Source organism: Bacillus sp. D48C, from assembly GCF_053345735.1.
In genome coordinates this window covers 12405-38567 of sequence record NZ_JBKFAQ010000010.1, presented here as the reverse complement: position 1 = coordinate 38567, position 26163 = coordinate 12405, and the positions used below count along the sequence as shown (strand labels likewise).

The 26163-nt window shown below is 30.7% G+C and carries 18 protein-coding genes and 1 pseudogene; 5 read left to right on the top strand and 14 right to left on the bottom strand.

The genetic code is table 11. The features are described 5' to 3' along the window. Positions 1 to 650: 650 nt before the first annotated feature. Positions 651 to 1499, bottom strand: a complete 849-nt coding sequence (locus ACLBXA_RS21495; protein WP_000893013.1) for a formate/nitrite transporter family protein — start codon at positions 1497 to 1499, stop codon at positions 651 to 653. Positions 1500 to 2127: 628 nt separating this feature from the next. Between ACLBXA_RS21495 and ACLBXA_RS21490 the strand changes: the two genes are divergently transcribed. Both ACLBXA_RS21490 and ACLBXA_RS21485 read left to right on the top strand, forming a co-directional pair. Continuing rightward, positions 2128 to 3060: an FAD-dependent oxidoreductase gene (locus tag ACLBXA_RS21490; RefSeq protein WP_277489863.1), complete on the top strand. Its 933-nt coding sequence runs from the start codon at positions 2128 to 2130 to the stop codon at positions 3058 to 3060. Between the two features lie 182 nt (positions 3061 to 3242). Beyond that, positions 3243 to 3989, top strand: coding sequence for a C39 family peptidase (locus tag ACLBXA_RS21485; protein WP_277489862.1), 747 nt, complete (start codon positions 3243 to 3245; stop codon positions 3987 to 3989). 405 nt (positions 3990 to 4394) lie between these two features. Here ACLBXA_RS21485 and ACLBXA_RS21480 read toward each other — a convergent pair whose 3' ends face one another. From ACLBXA_RS21480 to ACLBXA_RS21455, 6 genes are all read right to left on the bottom strand, one after another. Beyond that, the gene (locus ACLBXA_RS21480; protein WP_000342564.1) at positions 4395 to 5102 is read right to left on the bottom strand and encodes a Crp/Fnr family transcriptional regulator; all 708 of its coding nucleotides are present in this window, start codon (positions 5100 to 5102) and stop codon (positions 4395 to 4397) included. Positions 5103 to 5457: 355 nt separating this feature from the next. After that, positions 5458 to 5622: a rubredoxin gene (gene rd, locus ACLBXA_RS21475; RefSeq protein ID WP_000759866.1), complete on the bottom strand. Its 165-nt coding sequence runs from the start codon at positions 5620 to 5622 to the stop codon at positions 5458 to 5460. Between the two features lie 25 nt (positions 5623 to 5647). Next, positions 5648 to 6862: an NAD(P)/FAD-dependent oxidoreductase gene (locus ACLBXA_RS21470; protein ID WP_447617445.1), complete on the bottom strand. Its 1215-nt coding sequence runs from the start codon at positions 6860 to 6862 to the stop codon at positions 5648 to 5650. A 21-nt stretch (positions 6863 to 6883) separates the two neighbouring features. Beyond that, positions 6884 to 8119, bottom strand: coding sequence for an FprA family A-type flavoprotein (locus ACLBXA_RS21465; RefSeq protein ID WP_447617444.1), 1236 nt, complete (start codon positions 8117 to 8119; stop codon positions 6884 to 6886). 146 nt (positions 8120 to 8265) lie between these two features. Then, positions 8266 to 8973 carry a class I SAM-dependent methyltransferase gene (locus ACLBXA_RS21460; protein WP_447617443.1) on the bottom strand — a complete coding sequence of 236 codons (708 nt, stop codon included), beginning with the start codon at positions 8971 to 8973 and terminating at the stop codon, positions 8266 to 8268. A gap of 96 nt (positions 8974 to 9069) precedes the next feature. Continuing rightward, positions 9070 to 9795, bottom strand: a complete 726-nt coding sequence (locus ACLBXA_RS21455) for a YwiC-like family protein (protein ID WP_097853200.1) — start codon at positions 9793 to 9795, stop codon at positions 9070 to 9072. Between the two features lie 542 nt (positions 9796 to 10337). Between ACLBXA_RS21455 and ACLBXA_RS21450 the strand changes: the two genes are divergently transcribed. Then, positions 10338 to 12203 carry an anaerobic ribonucleoside triphosphate reductase gene (locus tag ACLBXA_RS21450; protein ID WP_098311513.1) on the top strand — a complete coding sequence of 622 codons (1866 nt, stop codon included), beginning with the start codon at positions 10338 to 10340 and terminating at the stop codon, positions 12201 to 12203. Then, positions 12200 to 12649: an anaerobic ribonucleoside-triphosphate reductase activating protein gene (gene nrdG, locus ACLBXA_RS21445; protein WP_000867051.1), complete on the top strand. Its 450-nt coding sequence runs from the start codon at positions 12200 to 12202 to the stop codon at positions 12647 to 12649. Before ACLBXA_RS21450 ends, nrdG begins: the two co-directional genes overlap by 4 nt. A 133-nt stretch (positions 12650 to 12782) precedes the next feature. Here nrdG and ACLBXA_RS21440 read toward each other — a convergent pair. The 5 genes and pseudogenes from ACLBXA_RS21440 to ACLBXA_RS21420 form a co-directional block, all read right to left on the bottom strand. Further along, positions 12783 to 13901: pseudogene (locus tag ACLBXA_RS21440) on the bottom strand (TIGR04053 family radical SAM/SPASM domain-containing protein). A gap of 218 nt (positions 13902 to 14119) precedes the next feature. Next, positions 14120 to 14281 (bottom strand): Spo0E family sporulation regulatory protein-aspartic acid phosphatase, encoded by a 162-nt coding sequence (locus ACLBXA_RS21435; protein WP_002099070.1) that lies wholly within the window; start codon positions 14279 to 14281, stop codon positions 14120 to 14122. Between the two features lie 179 nt (positions 14282 to 14460). After that, entirely contained in the window at positions 14461 to 17058 is a 2598-nt protein-coding gene (adhE, locus tag ACLBXA_RS21430) for a bifunctional acetaldehyde-CoA/alcohol dehydrogenase (protein ID WP_447617498.1), read from the bottom strand. Positions 17059 to 17309: 251 nt separating this feature from the next. After that, positions 17310 to 17618, bottom strand: a complete 309-nt coding sequence (locus ACLBXA_RS21425; RefSeq protein ID WP_001176240.1) for a hypothetical protein — start codon at positions 17616 to 17618, stop codon at positions 17310 to 17312. Positions 17619 to 18738: 1120 nt separating this feature from the next. Next, the gene (locus tag ACLBXA_RS21420; RefSeq protein ID WP_447617442.1) at positions 18739 to 20430 is read right to left on the bottom strand and encodes a hypothetical protein; all 1692 of its coding nucleotides are present in this window, start codon (positions 20428 to 20430) and stop codon (positions 18739 to 18741) included. A 1102-nt stretch (positions 20431 to 21532) separates the two neighbouring features. Between ACLBXA_RS21420 and ACLBXA_RS21415 the strand changes: the two genes are divergently transcribed. Further along, positions 21533 to 23200, top strand: a complete 1668-nt coding sequence (locus tag ACLBXA_RS21415) for a helix-turn-helix domain-containing protein (protein ID WP_000370965.1) — start codon at positions 21533 to 21535, stop codon at positions 23198 to 23200. A 68-nt stretch (positions 23201 to 23268) separates the two neighbouring features. On the opposite strand, the gene ACLBXA_RS21410 is transcribed toward ACLBXA_RS21415, so the two are convergent. Further along, the gene (locus tag ACLBXA_RS21410; protein ID WP_001280893.1) at positions 23269 to 23706 is read right to left on the bottom strand and encodes a hypothetical protein; all 438 of its coding nucleotides are present in this window, start codon (positions 23704 to 23706) and stop codon (positions 23269 to 23271) included. A gap of 1 nt (position 23707) precedes the next feature. Next, positions 23708 to 24895 (bottom strand): ParM/StbA family protein, encoded by a 1188-nt coding sequence (locus tag ACLBXA_RS21405; protein WP_277489842.1) that lies wholly within the window; start codon positions 24893 to 24895, stop codon positions 23708 to 23710. Positions 24896 to 26163: the final 1268 nt, after the last annotated feature.

The window sequence follows — 26163 nt, the reverse complement described above, 5'->3', positions numbered from 1 at the left end:
ATTCCTTTTCATATGTATTTCCAGCAAATATTGCTCCAACATTATTTCTTATTTAACTCAAAAAAATATTATGTATAGCTTCACTAGATAAGATAATTTTTCTTTATCTACATTTCAAAGATTCTTTGATATTCTGTGAAAAATCTAGTTTATACATCTAGTTAAATAAAATTGTTAACGCTTACATTTTTATTAAGATTCACTAACGGATTATCACTTTTCATAATGACATTCATGCTTATATTATCTTCATTCAAATCTAATTACTGCAAATTTTTATTTTGTATATCGAAGGTTATTTCACCTATTTTAGCAATCCCCCCTAAAAGCACTTCTATACCAAACAAACTTTTTCAAAATTCATTTTCTAGTAAACCTCCCACTAATTTTTTAGAGTTTTCTGTAATAAATTCGACATGTGATCTTGCATTTTATATTAACAAATTTAGGTCACATAAGTTGTGAATGTTTTTTGTATATTTCCCTTCCCTTATATGTCTAACAAAAACAAATAATATATTTTATAAAAGAAAAAAATATATTTAAAAGAATTATTAAAACGGTATTTGCGGCTAATTAGGCCAACTGATATAAAAATAACATTCAAAATAATTATGTTATTTTTATACGAAAATGATTATATTAGTAGCTTAAATTTTTATTTGTGTTTGTAATGGGATGTTTTCCTCACATTGAGATTCAACTAAATCGCCCTTCTGTTCAGCTGTAGGGTTGTTTTGGGTTATATAATGATATACCATGCCAACAAATACAGATCCACCAATAATATTTCCAATTGTAACTGGAATTAAATTATAAATAGCCCCACTAAAAGAAATAGTATTGGGATGTGGCGATACCAGGGAGATTGCAAATAGCGATAAATTTGCAATGCTATGTTCATATCCAGATAAAAAGAATGTAAAAACCAATAACATCATAACAATTATTTTTGCTGTATCCCCTTTTACTTGAGAAGGAAGGAAGCATGCTAGACAAACAAGCCAATTACATAAAATAGCTTTGAAAAATAGCTGTATTGTCGGTGTATTCATTTTTACTTCAACAACATTACTTATCAAATGTTCATATTCAATTTGATCAAAAATACCAGTACCATAAAATAATAACGCAAAAAATATTGCACCTACCAGATTACCTAAAAAACAAGCACCCCAGTTACGACAAGTATCTAAGACCGTTGTTTTTTTTCGTAAGGTCGAAATTGTAAAATACATTGTATTCCCAGTAAATAATTCCGCTCCACCATATATTATTAATATAAGTGCAATTCCAAAAAATAAAGAAGCACTTAAATAAGTTGCAGGTGAATTTACAACGTGAAAAAAATCCCCTAATTTAAAACATAATACTATAATAAATCCAATATAGATGCCGGCTAGTAATGCACGAACAAAATATTGTATTGGGTTTATATCTAATATTTGTTTCTTCTTTTGTGCAAGTTTTATAGCATCAGCTATCCCTTGTTCTAACATAAAATTACACACTCCTTTAGTTCATGGTTATTATAAATAATCCTAAGAATAAGCTACATGTTTCAATATTTACTTTCAAGATTTTGTTCAATATTTCACAAAATAAACATACTCACTTTACAAAATGATTCAAATGATGTGCAATCTGCTATATTCACTAAATCCTAGAAGGTGCATAATACACGAATATACCTAGTGAATATAGAATAAAAGAATAATTAATCTGGTATAAAAAGTTTTAATTTATCATGTTTAGGAAAAGCACTCCATCTTAATTTTTACTTACTTGTATAGTGATCTATCAGGAAATTATTCGCATTTATACATAAAAAAACTTTAATTATAAGGTTACAGTGTGTTTGTATGCGTTATTCTTTAAAAATTGAAGAAATACTACTAGCAGCAAACATATTCAACATTTTCCATCTGAAATATCTTAGTAACATTTTTAAAATTTCCTCTAACCTATGAGTTTAATGGGATCATCTTTGTATCTCATTACCCGAATAAAGATAATTTGTGACATATTTTAAAATAAACTATATATCAAGCAATCTGCTTTTTAAAATTGTTATAATATGAACGAACATCTTTGCTCAACACTTCACAATCGGAAGGAGAAATTGATATGAGAAAACGAAAACGCTTAGTAATAATCGGTAATAGTATATCTAGTTTACGCTGTATTGAAGAGATTTTAATACAAAATCCTAATATGTATAGCATTTCTATTTTCAGTGATGAACTCTATCCTCTCTACAATCAAATAAACACTATTTCATTACAATTAGATATTAAAAATAGAATACAAAAGCAATATAATTGGTACAAACAACATAATATTAAGCTTTTTACAAACGAAAAGGTAATAGAAATTGATCGTGAGGACGAGGTCATTGTTACAGATAAACGCCGTATTGTTTTCTACGATAAACTCATCATTGCAACAGGATCTACTGCTTTTATTTTTCCCGTTAAAGGACTGCAATTATTGGGAGTAAATAAACTTAGAACAACTGAAGAAATTCAATTTCTATTAAATATTAAGAAGCATGCAAAAAAAGCTATTATTATTGGTAATGGCATGCTCGGTCTAAAAATTGCACAAAAATTATTTGATTTTGGAATAGACGTCCGCGTAGTTCATTTCAGTTCACACTTAATGGCAAAACAAGATATCTTGGCTTGTTCATTACTATGTAACAAGCTAAAAGCAAAAGGGATTCAATTTCTCATGGAAAAAAACACGGTTAAAATCCTAGGTACAGACTATGCAGAGGGGATCCAGTTCGAAGATGGCACTATTAAAAAATACGATTTAATTGTAATACCTATTGGTAGGCGACCTAATACACATTTAGCAAAAAAAGCTGGCTTATATGTTAAACGTGGCATAGTTGTTAATAAGTTTATGCAAACAAATGATAAATTAATTTATGCAATTGGTGAATGCACTGAACACAATGGTATTACATTAGGATTTCCAGCCCCCCTCCACGCACAAGCTACTGTATTAGCCGAGCATATAACAAATGTACAGACAAATACTCTTTTTGCATAATTTCTTAGTTAATTAAAACTAATTCTTTATAACTTTTATCTAAAAAGCTCTTCTTAATAATTGTTTAAGAAGAGTTTTAAACCTTTGAAAACGTGTTAAAGAGAACACTGTAATATTGACACATTTGCAACCCCGTTACGTATTAAATTAAAGTATTAATTTAATTAAGGAGACATATTAAAATGCAACGACACAAAAGTATTTATCTATTAATTATTTTATGCACGGTATTATGTATAATAACTCTAGTCCATAAAGGTGAAAATAATAGCGTTAAAAATACAACATATGAGATGGATAAACTTGTTAAAATTGATGAAAAAAAACTATCTTCTAAAGAGAATAATCCTTTAGAAGTCCCTTTGATTTTACAAAATCCAGAATTAGAACGTGGATGCGAAGTTACAAGTTTAGCAATGCTTTTAAATTTTAACGGTCTATCCGTTGATAAATTAGAGTTAGCTGAAAATATTAAATATGTACCTTTTCAAAACAATGGATTGATGGGAAATATGGACGAAGGATTTGTTGGAGATATGTATGACATAGATATGCCTGGTTTAGGTGTGCATATTAAGCCGATTTTAGAGTTAGCCAAATTATACATATCAAAGAATTGTATTATAGACTTAACCGGAAGTAATCCTGAGGATTTATATAAAGCAATTGATAAAGAACACCCTGTTTGGATTTTAACAAACGCGAGCTTTCGCAAACTACCTGATTATGAATTTCGTACTTGGAAAACAAATATGGGTGAGAGACAGGTTACATACCGTCAACATAGTGTTTTACTAACTGGATACACCAATCAATATGTATACATTAATGATCCATTAGATACGGAAAAAAATAAAAGAATTGATAAGAAGGATTTTGAAGAAGCATGGGTTCAATTAGGCAGACAAGCCCTAACTATCATTCCTTAAAAAAACACAGAGCTATAAGATTTGAGATAAACTTTAAATTACTAATTTCTCATTATATAATTATTATATAATAATCCCTAGTTTACACGAGAATCACTAACGTTATTTAATTATATAAAATTAAAGGACACATCTATACCATTGGAGTGGTACCTAAGGTGTGTCCCTCGCATAAATCAAAAATATAAGATAAAATAATTTGAAATTTATTTTTTAAGTTTGATTATAAGGCATGTGATATTTTGCGGCTCAAAAAATTCATACCTTATCAATTAAACCGATTGGTAACACATATTCCCTTTTTCGTGTTTTACTCATATATAATGATTTTAAGAATTCATATAATTAAAATACTTACTAATTTGTAATAACTCCTCTTTTATATTCTGAGAAAGGGGTCTTTTGTCAGAAACTGATAAGTCTTCTAATAGCTAACTGATTTTTTATTATTATTTTCTTATTTCCAACAGAGGCCATGAGCCCTAAACTTTCAAACTTATTCAATTTACGACTAATAGTCTCTCTTGTTACCCCCGCATAATTTGCCAATTCCTCTCGTGTCAATGGCAAGTTAATAAGTATTCCATCCTCTGTACTTTTGCCATATTTATCACAAAACTCCAATAGTATATGAGCAATTCTAACTTCAGGATTGTTTGTCGCTAAATTTTGCACTAAATTCTCTATCTTAGCTAAACGTTTTGTGACAACTTTTAACAACTTTAATGCAATACTTGGATTTCGTTCCATTATATAATCCATATTTTCTTTTTTTAGCATACAGATATGAGTATCTTCTATAGCATACGCACTAAAATTACTTTTTTCATCATAATTAAATATATTTAATTCACAAAAGGATTCACCACTTGTTAGTATATGCAATATTTGCTCTTTCCCTTGAAGAGTTAATGTACATAGCTTTACTTGTCCACTATTAATAATAAATAATGTATCTGATTTATCTCCCTCAAGAATTAATGGCTGACCCTTTTTAAACTTCCTATGTTTTGTCATTGAAGCTATATTACTAATTTCCTCTTCGGAAAGGGTCTTAAAAATTAGTACTTTTCTTGGGCAAAGCTCTCTTGATTTTTTATGATTATCGTCCATATTTTCTCACCTTACTTTAAATATAGAATAAAAAATATACTGATATCCAAGATTATTATAGACATTTTTATCAAAAATTGCAGTGACCCAAATCACAACTATATGTTTATGTAGACAGTGATATACACTATCTACATAAACATATTTTGAATATGGCATAGAAAAAATAAGGCCCTGAGGAGAAAGGGTGGCGTCAGGGCCTTATAGAGTGTACCGAGAATGGCTGAATCGGTATAAGTATCTGCTACATAACTATTATAGGATTTTTCAAAGAATATTTCTGTGACCAGAATCACATTCAAAAATATAAAAAACAATGAGAATACTGTGCAGTATTCTCATTGTTTTTTCCTTCTTATTCATCTATTGGTGCAAAATGATTTTTATCTTCTCCGCACACAGGACAAACCCAGTCCTCTGGTAAATCTTCGAAACTTGTTCCTGGTTCTATATCCTCATCTGGATCCCCTACCTCTGGGTTATAAATATATCCACATGGTAAACAAATGTATTTTTTCATGATTTCCTCTCCTTTTTGTACAGCTTTATATTTTTTCTTTTAACTTGCTCATTATTTCACTTATGTTTGTATTTAATAAATCTATTCCTTCTAACGATACATGCTTTTCAATCGCAGATTTGTAAGGAATAGATGCCGCAACTCCTTCTAATGAAATCACACCGACTATTTTATTATCCTTAATAAATAACCTTGTATACTTCTCCTTACCGTCTTCTTCAACAATTGTTGTATCACATTGCTCTTCATTAACAACTCCAATTGAAAATAAAGATACATTGAATGCGTTAAAAATAGTAGTTGGAATTTCTTTTTTATAAATAGCAGTTTTAGAGACCATATTACTACCTGCTACTCTTCCTTGTTCCAAGGCAGTCCCCCATAAGCCTTCAATTTCATTATTTACTTCTGCAACATCTCCCGCAGCGTATACGGAGTCTATATTTGTTCTCATCTCCTCATCCACAACAATTCCTCTATTTAATTTAATAGCCGTATCATGTACAAGTTTAGTGTTCGGAGTAACGCCAATTGAGTAAACAATACTATCACAATTAATTTGAGAATTGTCGTTCATCTTTATGCCAGTTACAGATTCTTTCCCGAGAATAGAATCAATAGAAGTATTTAAATACACCTTTACTCCTTCCTTTTCAATTTTTCGTTTCAAGAGAAGCGAAGATTTTGTATCTAATTGTCTTCTCATTAATAAAGGAGCTACTTCTACAATGGATACCTTTTTACCAGCTTTCAGAATAGACCATGCTGTTTCTAACCCTTGTACACCCCCACCAATGGTCACAACACTTTCTTTGTCCTCTAAATGACCTTTAAGCTCATCTGCTTCTTTCATGTCCCTAATAGTAAAAATATTTTTTTTATTAATTCCATTTATCTCTAATCTTCTATTATTCGCTCCTGTACAAATTAATAGTTTATGATAAGAAAATACCGCTTCATTGGATGTAACAATAAATTGCTCATCTGTATTAATTTTTACCACCTTTGTATTTATAAAAACTGATATGTGATTATCTTGATACCACTTTTTCTTTTTAATTAACACTTTTTCACTGTGTAAATCTGAATACAGATCCTTTGATAATTTAATTCTTTTATAAGGTAGTAATGGCTCTTCACCAAAAATAAATATATTTGATCCTTTATTATACTCTCTAATAGTTTTAGCTGCATTTACAGCAGCTACACCACTCCCAATAATAACAAAATTCTTTTCCATGTTTTCACCTCCATTTTTCTATTAAATAGAACTCAATAATAAATCTGTAACAAATGTTGTTGCATGTTGGATTTTCTTTACTTTCCCCTCATCTTTTGGAGAGAATCTAATCCGAATAGGAAATTCAACATGAGTCATACCTGTAGATTGGATAACTTTTGATGTGCTTTGTACATTCATATTTGTTTCATTGAGGTAATCTTGTATCACTTCAATTGCCTCTCCACTCCAACCATATGAACCGAATGAAGCTGCAATTTTTCCTTCTAGGTTCATTTCTGTCATTTCTTTTAAAATTTCTTCTAAATTACCAATCATATCTGCATATCTAGTTGAAGATCCTATGAAGACTGCATCTGCTTCTTGAATACTCTTTAAAACCTCTGATTTTTTTGATTTATCAGCGTTAAATACTGTTACATGAATATTATCTGCTTCTAAAGTTTCTTTAATAATATTTGCCACTTTTTTTGTATTATTTTTAATTGTTGTATATACAATTGTTACTTTCTTATCTTGATTCGTATCTCTACTCATATCCGCATATAATTTAATATACTTCTGTATATCCTGACGTAAAATGTAGCCATGAGATGGTGCAATCATTTGTACATCCAAATCTTTTAGAGCTTCTATTAATGTTCTTACATATCTTCTATGTGGATGGATAATGGCATTATAATAACCAATAAAATCTTCCGTAATATCTACATTCGCTTTATCACTGAAAATCTCGTCATTTGCTATATGAGTACTAAAAATATCACAAGGAAATAAAATTTTATCCTCTACACAGTAGGTAATCATTGTTTCTTCAGTATGAAGATATGGTGTTTCTTTAAATGTTAATATTTTTCCACCAATATCTAATGTATCACCGTCTTTTACTATTAAAAACTTTCGATTATGCAGCTTATACATCTCTTGTATTTCTGGTACTGCAATTTCTGTACATACAATCGTTGCATTAGTAGCTCTTGATGCTAATGCTGCCAATCCCCCTGAATGGTCGGGCTCTGTATGATTCACTACGATATACTGAATTTCTTGTGGATCAATTAATTTACTTAATGATTCTACAAATTCTCTTCCAAACTCTATATCAACTGTATCAATCACTGTTGGTTTTTCCGTTTTTAGCAAGTACGCGTTATAAGTTGTTCCTTTTGCTAAGATTAAACGATGAAATGGAACTTCTCTATTATCAACTTTTCCTACCCAATATATATCTTTAGTTAACTGAATTTCTTTGCACATATAACTCAATTCCTCCTCAATCAGATTCGATTTACCACTGAATTATATAAACTTTTTTATAATTAAAAGAGGACTAGAATCACATTTTAAAAAAATTAATAAAAAAACACCTGAGTAACAGCTTTCTACTCAGGTGTTTTTAAAATTTATTTTGTTGCTACAATTACTAATGCCGGACCATCAAGTGAATATATTTTTTTATCAAAATTAGCGTAAGTTTCTACTGACTCAAATCCACAATCTATTAATATGGGAAGTAATTGTTTTTTTGTAATTGGATATAACTCTATACTATTTGAGAATTCTTCACCACATGTATTTAATGTTACAGTAAATAGCACCTTTGTTCTCTCTATTGCATAATCTCGTTTGAATGAGAAATGTTCTTTCTTAATTACTGGAAATATGAATTTTTTTTGATTTAATACTTTTTCATAGTTTACAATTTGAACTATGAACTTTCCATTTTTCTTAAGTTTTTTAAAAGAGCTTTGAATAAAATCAGTAATTTCCTGTACATTGTCTAAATGAACCAACGTATTTCCAATACAATAAATACCATCAAATATCCCAGGTACATCGTCTATTTGCTGCATTCTAAGTGTATTTACAAAAAGTCTTCCCCTATGGGTTATAGCCTTCTCAGAAATTTTATCAGCCATTTTCTTCTCTGGTTCCATCGCAGTTACAATCATTCCTTTTTCAACTAATGCATTAGCCACATTCCCTGTTGCCGCACCTACATCAATTACGGAGTCCCCCTCTTGTAAATAAGAAGCAATAAAATTCACTTGTTTTTCATTTTCCGGAAAAATTTCATCATAATACGGCATTAATTTTTGGTAAAAAGTCATTATTTATACACTCCTTTCTACATACAGTATTGAAGAAAACATTAATACAATATTATATATAAATATAATATAAGCAATATAAATCATTATTAGTCTTTACGAGATAAAATATTTAAATACTATTATTGTTGTAATAAAAACGTAAATAGCATTTATACTCTCTAAAATCCCCACCTTTAAGATTGAAATATTCCTTCCATACAGTACTATAGACCGTATCAAACTTGGGATAAAAATAATGGTAATCGTTGGTGATAAAATAAGCGTAACAATCACAAGTAATAAATGGTACCACCATGATAGAATGCGATACGTTGGATTCTTTTTTTCACGTATCATTGTTTTTACATAAAACGTACTTCCTATAAAATATAAAAATGTTATAGTCGCTATTATCAATATATTTTTATCGACTGTTTTCATTGTGAAGTAATAACTTATAATGCCCCCTATACAAAACAAAAGAATTGCACATACATCATTTAATAAGGCTCGTTCATTTTTTTTGCTAGAAAAATAAATGTTTATACAAAAAAACGGGAGCATAATAATAGAAAAGTAAACTATACGCCATTCATAACTAAGAGCAATAGCTGTACATATACAAGCCTCACCAAAGTAAAGAAAAAAATAATATAAATAATACTTCTTTCGCGGCTGTTTTACATACATTAATAAGGGATATGTAGCTAAATACACAAAAAACCACGCTAACAAAAGAGGTATATAATACCATGTCCATTTACCAGTTAAAATACCTAAAACAAATGGAATAAGCAGCATTCCCCAGGCTCCATGCTGCTTTGGAATAATTAACTTCATTCTTCCACACCTCACATTTAATTTTTTATCAAAATGTTACGTAAGAATGATAAGAATTAGCATGTATATCATTAAATTTATAGATAAAAAACTTTACCAGTGAGAGAATCCCCCCACTGGTAATCATACTCCACCAATTTAGGGAATACCCATCCCAAATAGTAAAATATAATGAATTTCTCATACTCACTCTTCTCTTATAAGATAAACCATGTTTTAAAAAAATACTGTGAGTGAAATCACTGCATTTTATTTTTATACCTTTTATTTTATAAAATAAAACATTGTTCAGTGTGTTTTTACTCTCTATTCATATCCTCACTCTTTGAACCTAAAACAAAAGAATTTTTATCTATAAATAATTGAATCATTCTATATCTTTTTATTTTTTATGAGCAAGGTAATACGATAAACTTCTAGATTTAGTCTCTTCTAAACAGAAAAGATTACATACTTCATTTATTAGTACCATTGCAGAAATGCACTGTATATAGTATTATTTATCGATGTTAGATACTATATATTGAGCGGGAGTGAATTTTATGAACAACTCAGACAATGTAAAACAGCAAAAAAATACTTTATGGACAACTTTTGATAAAATTATAAACAGTAACGATCAAGACTTAATGCAAGAAAATGCAAATGTTGATGGTCGATCTCCAATGGGAATGATGGGAACATTTGCATCAGAGAGCGTAAAACTTTATGTAAGGGAACATTTGCTTTCTAAACAAGTAAAACAAGCTATTAATCAAAATATTTTATACCCACACGATTTAGATTTTTATGCAACAGGAACAACCACTTGTTCACAAATTCCTTTAGCACAATTGCTGAAAAAAGGGTTCCACACTGGACATGGCCATATGAGACAACCACAAGATATTAAAAGTGCATTAGCACTCTCGTCTATTATTCTTCAAGCTAATCAAAATATGCAGCATGGTGGGCAATCTCTTGCCATGTTTGATATAGATTTAGCACCATATGTTAGGAAAACATTTGAAAAAAATAAGAAAAAGTTAAAAGACTATCCGCTAACAAAGGAACAAATTGAAGTGTTTGCATGGAAAGAAACAGAAAACGATACATATCAAGCATGTGAAGCATTTATTCATAATTCCAATAGTATGCATAGCCGTGGTGGTGGACAAGTTCCGTTTATTTCAATTAATTATGGAACAGATACATCAAAGGAAGGAAGGCTATTAATTAAACAATTACTACAGGCAACACAAGCGGGATTAGGAAAAAGTGAAACTCCTATTTTCCCCATTCAAATTTTCAAGTTAAAAAAAGGTGTGAATTTTGAAGAAAAAGATCCAAATTATGATTTATTTGAACTTGCATTAGAAACAACAGCAAAGCGATTGTTCCCTAACTTTTCATTTTTAGATGCGCCATTTAATGCAGCGTATTATAATGGGCACCCAGAAAGTGAAGTATGTTATATGGGTTGTCGTACTCGTGTGATGTCTAATATTCATGGTGAGGAGACAGCAATTGGCAGGGGAAATCTATCATTTACCTCTATTAATCTAGTAAAATTGGCTTTAATAAATGATTCAAAAGAGGGATTTTTCGAATCGTTAAATCATTATATCAAACTTGGCATTCGTCAATTGCTAGAAAGATATTCATATCAATGCACAAAAAAGGCAAGAGATTTTCAATTCCTATATTCACAAGGGATTTGGCGCAATGGAGAAAAACTACAACCGGAAGACTCAGTTACTGAGATTTTAAAGCAAGGAACATTGAGCCTTGGTTTTATTGGACTTGCGGAATGCTTGGTTGCCTTAACAGGAAAACACCATGGGGAAGATAAAGATTCATGGCAACTTGGAAAAGAAATTGTTACCTTTATGAGAAATAAGATGGACCAAGCAACAGAAGAACATTGCTTGAATTTCACTTTAATTGCAACTCCTGCCGAGGGACTATCAGGGAAGTTTATCAAAAAGGATTGTGCTGAGTTTGGAACTATTACAGGTGTAACCGATCATGATTACTATACAAATTCATTTCATATTCCAGTTTATTATCCTATTCAAGCAATTAATAAAATACGTTTAGAAGGACCGTTTCATGCTCTTTGTAACGGTGGTCATATTACGTATATTGAACTAGATGGGGCGGCAGCGCATAATCAAATGGCTTTAAAACAGATTGTTCAAGCAATGGCACAGTATGAAGTAGGATATGGTTCAATTAATCACCCAGTGGATCGTTGTAAATGTTGTGACTATAATGGAGTGATTGAAAATGAGTGCCCTAGCTGTGGAAATATAGAAGATCATCATATTGAAAGAATTCGCCGTATTACTGGATATCTTGTAGGGGACATGTCAAAATGGAACAATGCAAAGCGTAGTGAAGAAGCAGATCGTGTGAAACATAAATGAAGGTAATGAATATTATTCATGATAGTGTAGTAGATGGTGAAGGATTACGGACAGTTGTGTTTTTTGCCGGTTGTCCGCATCATTGTTTAGGTTGCCATAACCCCAAATCATGGAATCTTTATAATGGTACCGAGATGAGTGTGAAAGAAATTATAAAAGAAATTTCCACAAATCCTCTAACTGATGTAACATTTTCAGGTGGCGACCCATTTTTTCAAGCTATCGAGGTCAAAGAAGTTGCAAAGGCTGTAAAAAGTTTAAACAAAAATCTTTGGATTTACACTGGCTATACACTAGAAGAGATACAAAACTCACAAAACAAAGATATGATTGAGCTGTTACATTATGGAGATGTTTTAGTTGATGGAAGATTTGAAATCAAAAAAAGAGATTTGACTCTTCCATTTCGCGGAAGCTCAAATCAACGTATTATACGCCTAAAATAAGTATAATTCCCTTGCTTTTTTTCAATTATTAGTCATCACTAACCCAGTATTTATGAGCGGAAAGTATCTGCTCATAAGTACTGGAAATATACAATAAAAAAATTTATAAAACAGGTTAAAAAAAGAGACATGCTCAATTCTTACACTTTTTCCGCAATGCTTTTGGAACATATATACAAAAAGGTTCGCTTTCCATGTAATCCCCCGTCATCGCAAATGCCCTAGAACGAGATCCCCCACAAACATATCGAAACTCACAAACACCGCATTTTCCTTTATAATTGTCTGGATTACGAAGACTTTGAAAAACAGGAGAGTTTCGATAAATTTCAGCTATCGGTGTTGATTTAATATTCCCCGTTTTAATTGGCAATAGCCCACTTGGGTATACATCTCCAATATGAGAAATAAATACAACTCCATTTCCATCATTTACTCCTTTTGGAGCGCGTCCAAATTCATTAACTCCGTCCGTCATCCCTTCCATCAATACATCTCTATATTGAATAATTTGATCTATCTTTTTAATTCCCTTCATTTTTTCTTGAAGAACAACGCGTCTATAGTGCTGAGCAGCTGTGGTTTTTATATCAAAAGAAACAGTTTTACTAAGCTGATATAGCCAGCGGAACACTCTTTCATGTTGAATTGGTGAAATCATATCTTTCTCTTTACCACGTCCTGTTGGGACTAAGAAAAATACACTCCACAACACACAATCTAATGCTTCTACTAAATTTGCCATATCTTTAAGTACACTCAAATTATAATTAGAAACAACTGTATTAATTTGAATAGGGATTTTTAATTCATTTAAATGATGAATTGCATCCATTGTTAATTTAAATGCCCCCTCTGTTCCTCTAAAATGATCGTGTACTTCAGCTGTTGGTCCATCTATACTAAATGCCCATCTAGCAATCCCAACATCTTTTGCTTTTTTAATCGCTTCTTTAGTAACCTTTGGAGTAGCACTGGGGGTCATGGAAACCCGAATACCTTTCTTCACCGCGTATTCAGCAATATCATATATATCCGAACGCATTAATGGATCCCCACCAGTAAAAACCAGCATCGGATTATCCATTTCATATATATCATCAATTAGTTTTTTTCCTTCTTCTAATGTTAACTCAAAAGGATCGCGATAATGCTGAGCTTCAGCACGACAATGTAGACATTTTAATTCGCATGCTCTTGTTAACTCCTATATTACAATAAATGGGTTTTTATTATAATCACGATTTATCAAAAAGAAAGCCTCCCATCAACTTACATACTATATTGTAAAATTATATGTGCATTTATGTTGTGAGATTTATCACGCATAAGTTTTTAGCATTTAAAAAATCCCTCCTAAAATAGATGAAATTAAGATAAAAAAGCACTCTCCTATTTATAGGAGAGTGCTTTTTATTTTAAAAATATCTTAAATATTTATATTTTATTGCTTTTTTATATAAATTCGATTTACTTATTATTTCTATTAGATTTCATCAAATCATCTAGTAATAAATCTAATTCTCTACTATAACAAATTACCTTTTCATGAGTGAATCCATACTGCTTAACAAGCGATATTAATTCCTCTTTTTTTTCAATTACTTGATTTAACTTCTTATAATTAGACATAGCTTTGTACACTCCCATCTTACCTTCATACAGGTCATCTAGGCAGCATTTTTGTTAGATGTTCTATTTAAAACAATGCTGTTTATAATATATATTTCCCCTTAACACCCATATACAATATATTTACAAATATCAAATACAAAATCTATGAACTTAAAAAGTTATACCTACTTAACTTATTACACACCTTTATATGCTTGTTTATAGACTTCTTTTAATTCTGAAATCAATGGGAGTTTCGGATTTGCTGGTGTACATTGATCTTCAAATGCTCTTTCCGATAAGACATCCACAACATTTTCAAATGCTTCTTGTTTTACTCCTTGTCCTGCAATACTCATATTAATATTCAATTCTTTTCCAAGGCTGATAATTGCTTGTACCAAAGATTCTACCCCTTCTTCTACTGTACTTGCTGGCAACCCCAATGTTCTTGCAATATATGCATAACGTTCATCTGCCACAAAATGCTCATATTTTGGGAACAATGCATGTTTTCTCGGCTTAATGGCATTATAGCGAATTACATGTGGCATTAAGATTGCGTTAGCGCGTCCATGTGGAATGTGAAATTCTGGCCCAAGCTTATGCGCCAAACTATGATTAATACCAAGAAATGCATTTGCAAAAGCCATACCTGCAATTGCAGAAGCATTATGCATTTTTTCACGTGCTTCTTCATCATTTCCGTTTTTATATGCTCGCGGTAAATATTTAAATACTAGATCAATGGCTTTTAAGGCCAATCCATCTGTATAGTCATTTGCCATAATAGACACGTATGCTTCAATTGCATGTGTTAACACATCCATTCCAGTGTCTGCTGTTACATGAGGTGGCACTGTCATTACAAACTGTGGATCAATAATCGCTACATCTGGTGTTAATTCATAATCAGCAAGTGGATATTTTATATTATTTTTTTTATCTGTAATAACCGCGAATGGTGTCACTTCTGACCCTGTTCCTGATGTTGTTGGAATCGCAACAAATTGTGCTTTTTGCCCTAATGTTGGAAACTTACATGTACGTTTTCTAATATCTAAAAACTTTTGTTTGATTCCAAAGAATTTTGTTTCTGGATATTCATAAAATAGCCACATTCCTTTTGCTGCATCCATTGCTGAACCTCCGCCCAATGCAATAATTACATCAGGTTTGAAGCTTCTCATCATCTCAGCACCCTTGAATACTGTTTCATCTGATGGATCTGGTTCTACCTCTGAGAAAACACCTACTTTTACATCATTTAAATGCTGTTGTAAGTAATGTGTAACTGTGTCCACATATCCCAGGTCTACCATTCCTGGATCCGTTACAATGAATGCTCGCGAAATGTTTGGCATCTTAGCTAAATATTGTGTCGCATGTTTTTCAAAAAAAACCTTAGGTGGTAATTTGAACCATTGCATATTATTTTTTCTATTTGCCAAACGCTTTACATTTATTAAATGTGTAGCTGTTACGTTTTGGGAAACAGAATTCTTACCATATGATCCACAACCTAATGTTAAAGATGGAATAAATGCGTTATATATATCACCAATCCCACCTTGTGCTGACGGTGAATTTACAATAAGACGACAAGCTTTCATTCTTAAACCAAATTGTTTTTGTACTTCTTTATTTGTAGAATGAATAACTGCTGAATGCCCTAAGCCACCCAAATTTAACATTTCTTCACAGTATTTAAATCCTTCTTCTCGTGAATTTGCTTTGATACAAGCTAATACTGGGCTCAATTTTTCACGTGATAGTGGATATTCTGCACCCACTCCCTTAATTTCAGCTACAAGTATTTTTGTATCTTCTGGTACCTTAATGCCTACTAATGAAGCAATATAATGTGCTGATTTCCCAACAATATCACTATTTACTGCACATGTATTTTCATTAATAACAAGCTTCTCTAGTTTTATTCTCTCTTCTTCGGTAACAAAATAACAATTGTTGTCTTGCATTTCTGTTTTTACACTATTATAGATTTCCTTATCTACAATGATTGCTTGTTCAGAAGCACAAATCATACCATTATCAAATGTTTTTGATAAAATTAAATCATTTACAGCTCGTTTTACATGTGCTGATTTCTCTAAATAACAAGGTACATTCCCAGGTCCTACTCCTAAGGCCGGTTTCCCTGTAGAGTATGCTGATTTCACCATTCCAGCACCTCCGGTTGCAAGAACAAGTGCAACCCCCTCATGGTTCATTAATCTTTTTGTTGCCTCAACAGAAGGTTTTTCGATCCATTGAATGCAATTCTCCGGTGCCCCTGCCCTAATTGCAGCATCTCTTAAAATTTTAGCCGCTGCAACAGAGCATTGCTGAGCAGATGGATGAAAAGCGAAAATAATTGGATTTCGTGTTTTCATTGCAATAATTGCTTTAAACATAGTTGTTGAAGTAGGATTCGTTACTGGTGTCACACCAGCAACTACACCTACTGGTTCGGCAATTTCGATGACTTCTTCATGTGGATCTTCATGAATAATTCCTACAGTCTTATCTTTTTTTATGCTATGCCAAATATATTCAGTCGCAAATATGTTCTTTGTACATTTATCCTCATACACACCTCGACCAGTTTCCTCAACCGCCATCTTTGCTAATGGCATATGTTGATCTAATCCAGATAGTGCCATTTCATGAACAATATGATCTACTTGCTCTTGCGTATAAGATTCTAGTGCTTTTAGTGCTTCTTTTCCATTTTCAACTAAAGTATTAACAACTTCTTGTACATCATTTTCATCTTTAATTACTACGTTGACCATTGCTTGTACTTCTTTTTCATCTGTCTTGTTTGTCATATTAAAGCCTCCAGATCACTATAAAAATAGATTTAAAATGTTGGAACTTATTGTTTTCATCTTGCCTATTAAGTAAAGCCTTAAATCATGTGAAGTATTTCACAAATGATAATATGAAATTTTCAACTACTCCTACTATACATGAAATGACTATTTTTTATTGTGTATTTTTTGTGAAGTGTTTCACAAATATTTATAATAATTCTAATCAATAATTACTTATTTACACCATCAATATATACAATTACATTCTCAGTTGTATTATTTCTCAATTCAATATACACCTCAGCATTAAAATACAATATTTGTTGATGCCTTAATATCTCAATTTCATTATCAATTATAACCATTGTTTCACCGAAAACTGCATACATACATATATCCTTGTTCAAATATTTTGGTATGACAACATTACCTGACGGATTAATGAAAAAAAATGATGGAAATGTATTTTCAGTTTTATTAATAATTGTTTTGAATACCTCATCATTTAATCCCATAGGTGTTACATTTTTTAGTTGCATAAATATCACTCCTATTCATGTATAAAAAATTTAATAAAGTATAATAAATTTATACTCTATTTTTACAAACTTATAGCTAGGATCTCGACTTTGCCTATAAGTTTATAACTATTAATTTCCTAAAGCAACAGTAATTCATCTTCTTGTAAAGGACTATTAATTTGTTATAGTATGTAAATCTCTTTGTTGTGATAACTATACTAAAGAAGACACTTAACACTTATATGTAATTTATCTAGTAGTATTTTATGTGTATAGTAGTTAGAAATTTTTATTAATAAATTTTGAAAACATTAGTATATATAATATAAATTATTTTTTTATTTAAAAATATTTTGTTTGTCCCAATCCTCTCTAAAATATTCCCCCTTTTCTTAAAATCTTATATAAATATATATCTTATATATATTAAAAATATAAAGATAAAACTTTTATAGGTTCATAAAATATAGAATAAAGCTTGCTATGACAATGTTTTTAACATGCCCTACTGTAAAAAATCATAAATGGTATGTAATGGGAGTGTAAAAATAGACTTTGTTGTACCATCCTTTCTACATAAAATCATAAAATAATACCACTATTCCTACATAAAAAATGAAGAAAAATAATTCACTGATAAGTATATTTATTCAACCGTAAATAAGAAGATATTCTTGATAGTTGTCCCCAATTTGTAGTTATTTGTACACAATCTATACACAATGATCATAATTTAATCCACTTAATTCAGTTATTCATATTTAATCACATAAAACTTGATGAATTTTAGTAGATTTACTTATAGAACCCTTATATAGCAACAATAGTATGATATTTTTATTCACAAATGATACTTTTTATAAACATATCCACTAAAAATTTAATTTTTCTTATGATTTTATGTAGAGTAAAATCTCTATTTATATAGGTATTGGATACCTTTTCAAGTTACTATTGTGGAAATTAAGAAGGATGAATAACTTTTATTGTATAGAAGTGCATAAAAAAAGACTCTATTTTCAATAGAATCTTTTAGAAAAGTATATAAATGTATCTAATAGAAAGACTTTGAATGATAGAGCCAACACGAATAGCCCTCTACTTTGATTTTTTTTCAAATATAGAGAGCTGAAAATGATTACATTTCTTCCATTACTTTTAATACCTGTTCAGTTGATGTTACTTGAATTCCAGTACGTATCAGCTTTTCCAAGGCACGTATAAAGGTAATTAAATTTATGCTATCAGGTACTTCAATTACCCTTAGCTTTTCTTTTGGTAATTTATCTATCTTTTCAATGAACAATTCACGTACATCGCTAGGAATAAAGCGTTCCTTATGTCCTTTTATCTTTAAAAGTTCACGCATTTCTATTTCTAAAGCCATATAAGCATTTAGATTTGCACCTTGTTCATAAGCGTATTTTCTAAATAATGTTTCTTCTTGATATCTTAGATAATTACGATGGTAAGATTCCTCTGTAACAGGTACGGCAAATTTGTTCTTTAATAACTCAAATGTTTTACGGAACAGCTTCTTGATGCTTCGGCGAGAGTACATAGAGAAATGCAATCCGAAATCAAATATAGCTTGTTCTTTTTGTTTTGCGGGTACGTGCTGTGTAATAAGAGGATAAACCCCTTCTTTAGCTGCGGTATCAAGAATATGATACTGTGATGTTTGATTCAATAATTTTTTCAGTGTATATACTAACTTACTTGGATATTTTTCAGTGCGATCAATCATGTCACGCAAACTATGTATTACACTACGGATTTGTCGATGACAGGTATTTTTAAGTACATGAATAAATTTATTCATGTCTCGTGTAAATTCCCCAATATGCATTTCTTGTAGTGTAGATTCAATAAATCGGGCTTTACGGGCATACGTAACCTTTGGAGTAAAAGGATCACGATACTGTAGTTCGCCTGATTCTTTTCCACATAAGAAGTCTGAATGAATAGATAAAAATAAAGTCGTGTATTTTTTCTTGTTTTGAACCCCTTTTTGTAGTTTACAGATTTTGAATAGTGGAGTTCCTGTACAAGGCAATACAGTCGTTAGTTCTTTCATAACTGCACGAATTTGATGTGGATACTTCTTATGTAGAAAGCGGTACATCCCACCAAAGTGAGTCTTATTACCTCTTTCATCCTGTTTGTCTAAAGAACGTTTTAATGTAGTTTCTCTATGCTGTTGCATAGCAATATCTAAGAATAGCTTCTTAGATGCTACTGAAAGTTCAAAGAAAGCTTTTGTAAAGACTACAGGACTTATGTAAACATAAGGATTTGCTTTTTCTGTTTCTTCATTCATAAAATGAGTTATTTTAATTGTGTATCGACTATCTAATTCATTTTCAATCGTAATAATGTTATGTAGGCTTAATTTTTTTAATGCAATATAGAATTGAGAATGCTGTATACATGCCAATTCTTCTTTGTATTGCTTATAGTCTTCCCAAAGCATATGTACTGTTACGTTTGGAATAATACCATTCGTATAGCATTTTTTATGTAGGTAAAGGAATACTTCAAGATCTGCATTTGTAATACCGTACAATTTATGTTTTCTTTCCATTGTCTTTGAAATAGTATGACGTGAAAAAGATGGCTTTGCTTGTGCAACAAATCCATCGATATCCGCAATACGTTCTTCATACGACATTTGATTAATAATATCTTCAAGGTATGTATCTTTATAGCTATAGTATTTTCCTTCCAATGCATCAACAAGTGCTTGCCAAGATTTTAATGTAACTATAACCGCATTAGTAGATTGTCCATCTAGACTACGTTGATTACGAATAACAAATGATTTGCTCATCTTTTTCACCTCCTATACAAATTAAAATATACATATCCGTACAATATAAAATATACCGATTTTAATTATAGCAAATCAAAATTCGATGAAATGGGCCCCTTTAAGAGCAAACATGAAAAAATGAAATGTACGTTAATCTCTTTCATATCAAGGGGTTTCGGGTTTTGTTCTATTTTTTTTATGGACATGATATCACTATGGATTTTCATGTTCCGAATAAACAAGAAAATGAGTTATAAACTGCTAATAAACGTTGTTCTAATGGGATTGGAAGCTTATTTTCACAAAAATATAAGGGACATGATAGAGCTGTGGATTTTCATATTTCTATTTATTACAATTCACATGAAAATCGTTAATAAACATTGATGTTAAAGGGATTTATATGAAATTTGGCATTTATAAAAGGAACATGATACCGCTAGGAGTGATTCATCTTTTCAGATAGAAAGGGACATGATACCGCTATAAATTTTCATGTTTTATAATCCCCTGAAATTTGAGAAGATGTGGTATAAATGTATGGTATATAAGGGATTTAAGAGGATTTATGAAACACGAAAGGGACATGATACCGCTATAAATTTTCTTGTTTCATACCTTGAATATAGAAGAAACCCTTTTGTATCAAGGATAGAAAAGATTATGAAAAAATATATAGTTTAATTTCATGAAACATTTTAGGCTGGATTTTTTTCATGTTTTAATCAAAAGGGACATGATACCGCTATAAATTTTCACTTTGTATGCAAAATTTAATGAGTTTTACCATATATACAGCGAAACTGTTAAAACATGAATAACCTAGCTTTTTCATGTTTAGTCAAAAGGGACATGATATCGCAAAAGAATTTCATGTTTCAGCTAATCCCTTGAAAAATATTGGTTTTCATATAACGTCTTACCTTTTCCAAATGGATACAGTCTTGTATAATCAGTAAAAGAGGTGGTTATAAGCATACGTGCTAGATTATCACTAAGGGATGGTTGGATAGAACTTACTGTATTCTTTTTTATTTTCATGAATAGGAACATCATAAGGCTATATAGATTTAAGTTTAAATCATTCTCAATTGTAAATTAAATAAGGAGAAGGATGTATATGGATAATGTTCTACAATTGTTTAAAGATGCATTAGTAATATCAGCACCTATCTATAAACATAATGAACAATTGTGGTATAAATGGAATGCTTATTACTTAGAAGTTAAAGAAGATACTAGTAGGATCGTAACTTCGGACTATTTTTCCCCATCATTTTCAATGCTTGTACAGTGGCTTGAACAGCAACAAAAAAAGGGAATCTCCTCTTTGGAAATATTCACCAACATAGAAGCTTACCAAATTGAAATTGATGTGGCGATAGGATTATTTGTGGAGCAAGAGTTTTCAAGAGCTAACAATGAAACCGTGCAAGAACCAAAGGAATCTAATACAAGTTTAGAGCACGAGAATTACTATGAAGTGAATAATTCTGCGGTTTATTATAAATTAAGAGATGGTATAGCAAAGAATCAATTTGAAGAAGATGAAAATACAAAGTTGAAATCTTATCCAATTGAAACGAAAGATAGTAGTGGAGTTGCACAACTTTCTTCACATAAAGATGAAGATTTAAGATTAATAAATATTGAAGAAGCTGCTCGTTGGAATACATTGGTTGATGGTGTAATGAGTAATATGGATGATTTAACTGCTGACTGTTTAGATGCAATTACTATCCAATGGTTAAATGAGGCAAAGTCCCCTGATGAATTCATAGACTTTTCATATAATCAGGTATTAGAAATGTGTAGTATACCTAAAGCAAAGGCTAATAACACAGAATATTATCGAGCAGAAGATAAAATAAAGGTTGCCAAACGAATTGCTGCCTTAGCAAGTATTTTTATCTATTTAAATGATGATAATGAGGTAGTTGTATTAAATGATCGAGCTGAAGCAGGTAAACATTATGAAGTAAAGCGAGAAGTTATTAAAAGGCTTTTTGTATTAGATTCTGTGGTACTCTGGAGAGATACTAACACTAACGAATATATGGGGATAGAATCTTGCAGGATTAAGCCAGGGAGCTTCTTATCAAGTTATTTATATGGTTCTAGTAGTACAACGGCACTATTATCAAAAAAAGCGTTAGAATATAATAGTTATAGACATAAATATCATAAGAGATTGATTCGTTATTTAACTTGGCAATGGAGAATTCGTCAAATGTTCTCTAGCTTAAAAAGGCCTTACTCTATAGGAGGAGATAAGGGATTACTGGCTGTCATGGGTATAAATCAAAATCAAAAGCCAAATCGTATTCGTGAACAGTTAGAAAATGTTCTTATTGATTTAGAGAAGGAAAAGGTAATATCACATTGGGAGTACAGTGAAGATTTAAAAGAGGAAATGTTAACAAAGAAGAATTGGTTTAAGAACTATTATGCTCAGTTAGGTATAATAATTTTACCGCCGAAAGAATTAATGAATTCAATAGAAAAAATAGTGAAGAAAAAAACAGTAGAGATCATACAAGAAGAGTCTCCTGTGAAAATAGAAAATAACACTTTAGATGTTGATGAGTATGAAAATTCAATTAGAGAAAAAATATCATACTTCCATATGAATAAAAATATTACAATGCGAGAACTTTCAAAAGAAATAGGTATATCACAACCTACCCTTTCTAGGTTTTATAATAAGAAAACAAAACGCCTTTCAGGCACGGCTAAAGATAAATTAAATCAGTGGTACAAAAGACAAATTATTATTGATAAGATGTAGAAAAAGCTTAAATTTATGATAAAAAGAGTCCCTATTTTAGGGACTCTTTTTATCATGGATTTATAACGCTAGTTACCAAATAAATTGGCCGTATCCAGATCTTCATATTCATCTTTTAGTACTGCTTTTTCAGTTGTTGATTCATTTTCTATATGTGTATCTTTAGAAGTAGAATTCTTTTCAGTAGATGAGATTATTCTATTTGAATCGGCTATCTCTTCTTCATTTGCTTGGCTTTCTTTTTGAATAGTAAGGTTTGAATTATTTAAAAGTATACGCTTAACATCATTTAAAAAGTCTTTATCTTGAAGTAAAATTTCTTTTTGCATTTGTTGCTGTATCTTATAATCAGCCACGTCTTGTAAACCGTGTTTATCAATAAAATAGCAAACAAGTTTATACAAAGAATCGGCTATATTGCTTTGTGACTCGAACCATTTAAAGAATTCTTCATTCTCAATCTTCTTGAGGTTCCAGAAGAAGGATTCTCTTTTTTTGTCGGACATACTATTTCACCTTTTTTCGAGAAAGAATTTTCTTGATAATTTGCATCCCCTTAGCATTCATATCTACAGCGTATTTCTCTGGAATCCACAATAAGTACATTCCAACTCGCTCACAATACTCTAATAATTGATTATATAATTCATCTTTAAAAGTAATACTTCCCCCACCATACACACATAAAACTTCAGCTTCACTGGCTGTATTGTTTACATATTTTTCATCTGTATCTTCTAGGATTAGTTCAGCTTGTTCCACTTTTGTAATATTAAAGTGGGTTGTTGCCTCTTCATGGTATTTATGATCTATATCTTGAAGAATTTGAGAGAATTGTTGGCGTTTAATGTTTGTGCCACGTTCTTGATTTAATAATTTTACAGCTTCTTCTGTAGCATGACCGACACCACGTCTTTCACCGCTACAAGCATCAATTACTGGGTTCACGCCAACTGTATAGATATACTCAGTTGTTCCATCCCCAATATCAGAATGTAGAATCTTTTTGTTTTTAAAGAAAGAGCCGTCAATTTTTTTGATTTCAAGTTTTTTTGCATATAGTTTAGTGAAATCAGTAAACATCTCCTCTTCCCCTTCAAGAATTGCAAATAACGGAGGAACACCCTCTTGTGTAATGTTTGCACTATTAAATGTTAAGCTAACCGTTACCTGCTCTTCTCCTACATAAACCACTACAACATGATTTGAATTAGTAAAACGCTGTTCTAAATGTTTAGCGTTTACGGGTGTCCATTGGCTTGCTGGGATAGCTGAAATAAGGTCGACAGTCACATTAATTGATTGTGGTAGTTCTTCTGTGCGTTCCCATTCAAGTTGAACTGATTTGTTTGCAATTAATCCTAGCATATTAATTAGAGGTAAATCATCATTGTATTTTTGACCTACTTTAATGTTCATGTTTTTAGGATTTTTCCCTGTTAACATCGCTCGATTACCAATGAAATACATTCCGGATCTTCGAATTGATTTACTAGCAATATTCACGAACATATTATCTACTAAATTAACTACGTTTTTTTGGATGTTTGTCTCTGTAACATTAGGCATTGAGTAAACACTTTGATATACATTTTTCATTTTTATGTATTCACCATTGATGTAACCTTTAAATGAATCGTTCCCAATATCACCTTCTATGTCTATATGAAGAGTTTTGCTTTTTAAACTTGCCATTATACATCACCTCTATGAAATTTATTTCTAATTTATATCTAATAAATATATTATAACCTATAAAACCTTTAACAACAAGGGTTTTATAAGGTTTATGAATAAAAAATATAATTAAAATATAAGATAGATATAAAATAAATATAAAATAGATAATAAATCGAGATGTGTTGGGTTATTTCGGGATATTTCTGATCTTTTGTATTTTCAGATATGTATTAGATATCTTTTGGATATCTGTAAAATATAAAAGGCGTTATTGGTGGGAGGAATACGTTTGTCGAAGATGCCTTTTAAAATATCATGTTGTTTCTATGGTTTACGGATAGACTATTGATGATATATTTTGGGAATCCAAGGGATATCTAGTGGAATGAGGTATACATTTTAATCAGGAGGGAGAAAATTAGAAAGCAAATAAGATTAATTACGAATATGACTTATACATACTTGAATAGTTAAAATGGTTAGCCGAATAAACGTTATAAAGGTGTTATTTTGGTGTTTGATATTATGTGAACGCTAGGCGTTATTAATGCGTTAAACCCCTTTATATCAACGATTTAAATGTTTTTTATAAAAAAATAGCTGATAAAAAAATGAGATTGGAAGATTAGATGTTTTTTGGTGTAGTAACGCATTGAAAGACGGTTTTAAACTGAGATCTTTATTATATAAGTTTGTTTTTAGCTATTTTGATAATAACTATAACTAAAAGACTAAAAAATTAGTATGCAAATTAACCCTCTACATATCAAGTTAAAATATGTATTTTTGTTGTATATGTTCTATTTGTATCTGCAGCACTCCTTTAAAAGAATAGAGAATCTATGAAATTTGATTTGAATATAAAAATTGAACAGGATTAATTACAGATTCATATATATCTGCTAAACAAACGTTATTATGGTGTTTATCTGGCGAACTTAGCGGATGAACACTAGGCGTTTTTAAAGCGTTAAACATTGTAATAGTAGTGTTTAAAGTTAATTTTAAAGAAAAAATAGTTTACGAAGTGATAAAACCTATAAATTTTATTTTCGAGTTCGATATAGAAAAGTAGTTTGGTATATGTTATAAAGAATTTCAATTTAAATATTTCTATATAAATAATGAGATAGATATCAAAGTAGTTTCTATATACTTACTTAGATCATAGTAGCAATATAAAGCTATGCCTAAAAGTTGTTTTTAGGAAGTCCATTGGTAACATACTTTAAAAAGTAAAATTTCTTTCTGAAGCACTAATATAATAAGATTTTGGATTGGGT

Bases quoted from the DNA above. Each gene is read 5' to 3' on its own strand.
- rd (WP_000759866.1), bottom strand. From the start codon at position 5,622: ATGAAAAAATACATTTGTTTACCATGTGGATATATTTATAACCCAGAG.
- adhE (WP_447617498.1), bottom strand. From the start codon at position 17,058: ATGGTCAACGTAGTAATTAAAGATGAAAATGATGTACAAGAAGTTGTT.
- ACLBXA_RS21465 (WP_447617444.1), bottom strand. From the start codon at position 8,119: ATGTGCAAAGAAATTCAGTTAACTAAAGATATATATTGGGTAGGAAAA.
- ACLBXA_RS21420 (WP_447617442.1), bottom strand. From the start codon at position 20,430: ATGAGCAAATCATTTGTTATTCGTAATCAACGTAGTCTAGATGGACAA.
- ACLBXA_RS21490 (WP_277489863.1), top strand. From the start codon at position 2,128: ATGAGAAAACGAAAACGCTTAGTAATAATCGGTAATAGTATATCTAGT.
- ACLBXA_RS21450 (WP_098311513.1), top strand. From the start codon at position 10,338: ATGAACAACTCAGACAATGTAAAACAGCAAAAAAATACTTTATGGACA.
- ACLBXA_RS21460 (WP_447617443.1), bottom strand. From the start codon at position 8,973: ATGACTTTTTACCAAAAATTAATGCCGTATTATGATGAAATTTTTCCG.
- ACLBXA_RS21480 (WP_000342564.1), bottom strand. From the start codon at position 5,102: ATGGACGATAATCATAAAAAATCAAGAGAGCTTTGCCCAAGAAAAGTA.
- ACLBXA_RS21415 (WP_000370965.1), top strand. From the start codon at position 21,533: ATGGATAATGTTCTACAATTGTTTAAAGATGCATTAGTAATATCAGCA.
- ACLBXA_RS21470 (WP_447617445.1), bottom strand. From the start codon at position 6,862: ATGGAAAAGAATTTTGTTATTATTGGGAGTGGTGTAGCTGCTGTAAAT.
- ACLBXA_RS21485 (WP_277489862.1), top strand. From the start codon at position 3,243: ATGCAACGACACAAAAGTATTTATCTATTAATTATTTTATGCACGGTA.
- ACLBXA_RS21495 (WP_000893013.1), bottom strand. From the start codon at position 1,499: ATGTTAGAACAAGGGATAGCTGATGCTATAAAACTTGCACAAAAGAAG.
- ACLBXA_RS21455 (WP_097853200.1), bottom strand. From the start codon at position 9,795: ATGAAGTTAATTATTCCAAAGCAGCATGGAGCCTGGGGAATGCTGCTT.
- nrdG (WP_000867051.1), top strand. From the start codon at position 12,200: ATGAAGGTAATGAATATTATTCATGATAGTGTAGTAGATGGTGAAGGA.
- ACLBXA_RS21405 (WP_277489842.1), bottom strand. From the start codon at position 24,895: ATGGCAAGTTTAAAAAGCAAAACTCTTCATATAGACATAGAAGGTGAT.
- ACLBXA_RS21410 (WP_001280893.1), bottom strand. From the start codon at position 23,706: ATGTCCGACAAAAAAAGAGAATCCTTCTTCTGGAACCTCAAGAAGATT.
- ACLBXA_RS21425 (WP_001176240.1), bottom strand. From the start codon at position 17,618: ATGCAACTAAAAAATGTAACACCTATGGGATTAAATGATGAGGTATTC.
- ACLBXA_RS21435 (WP_002099070.1), bottom strand. From the start codon at position 14,281: ATGTCTAATTATAAGAAGTTAAATCAAGTAATTGAAAAAAAAGAGGAA.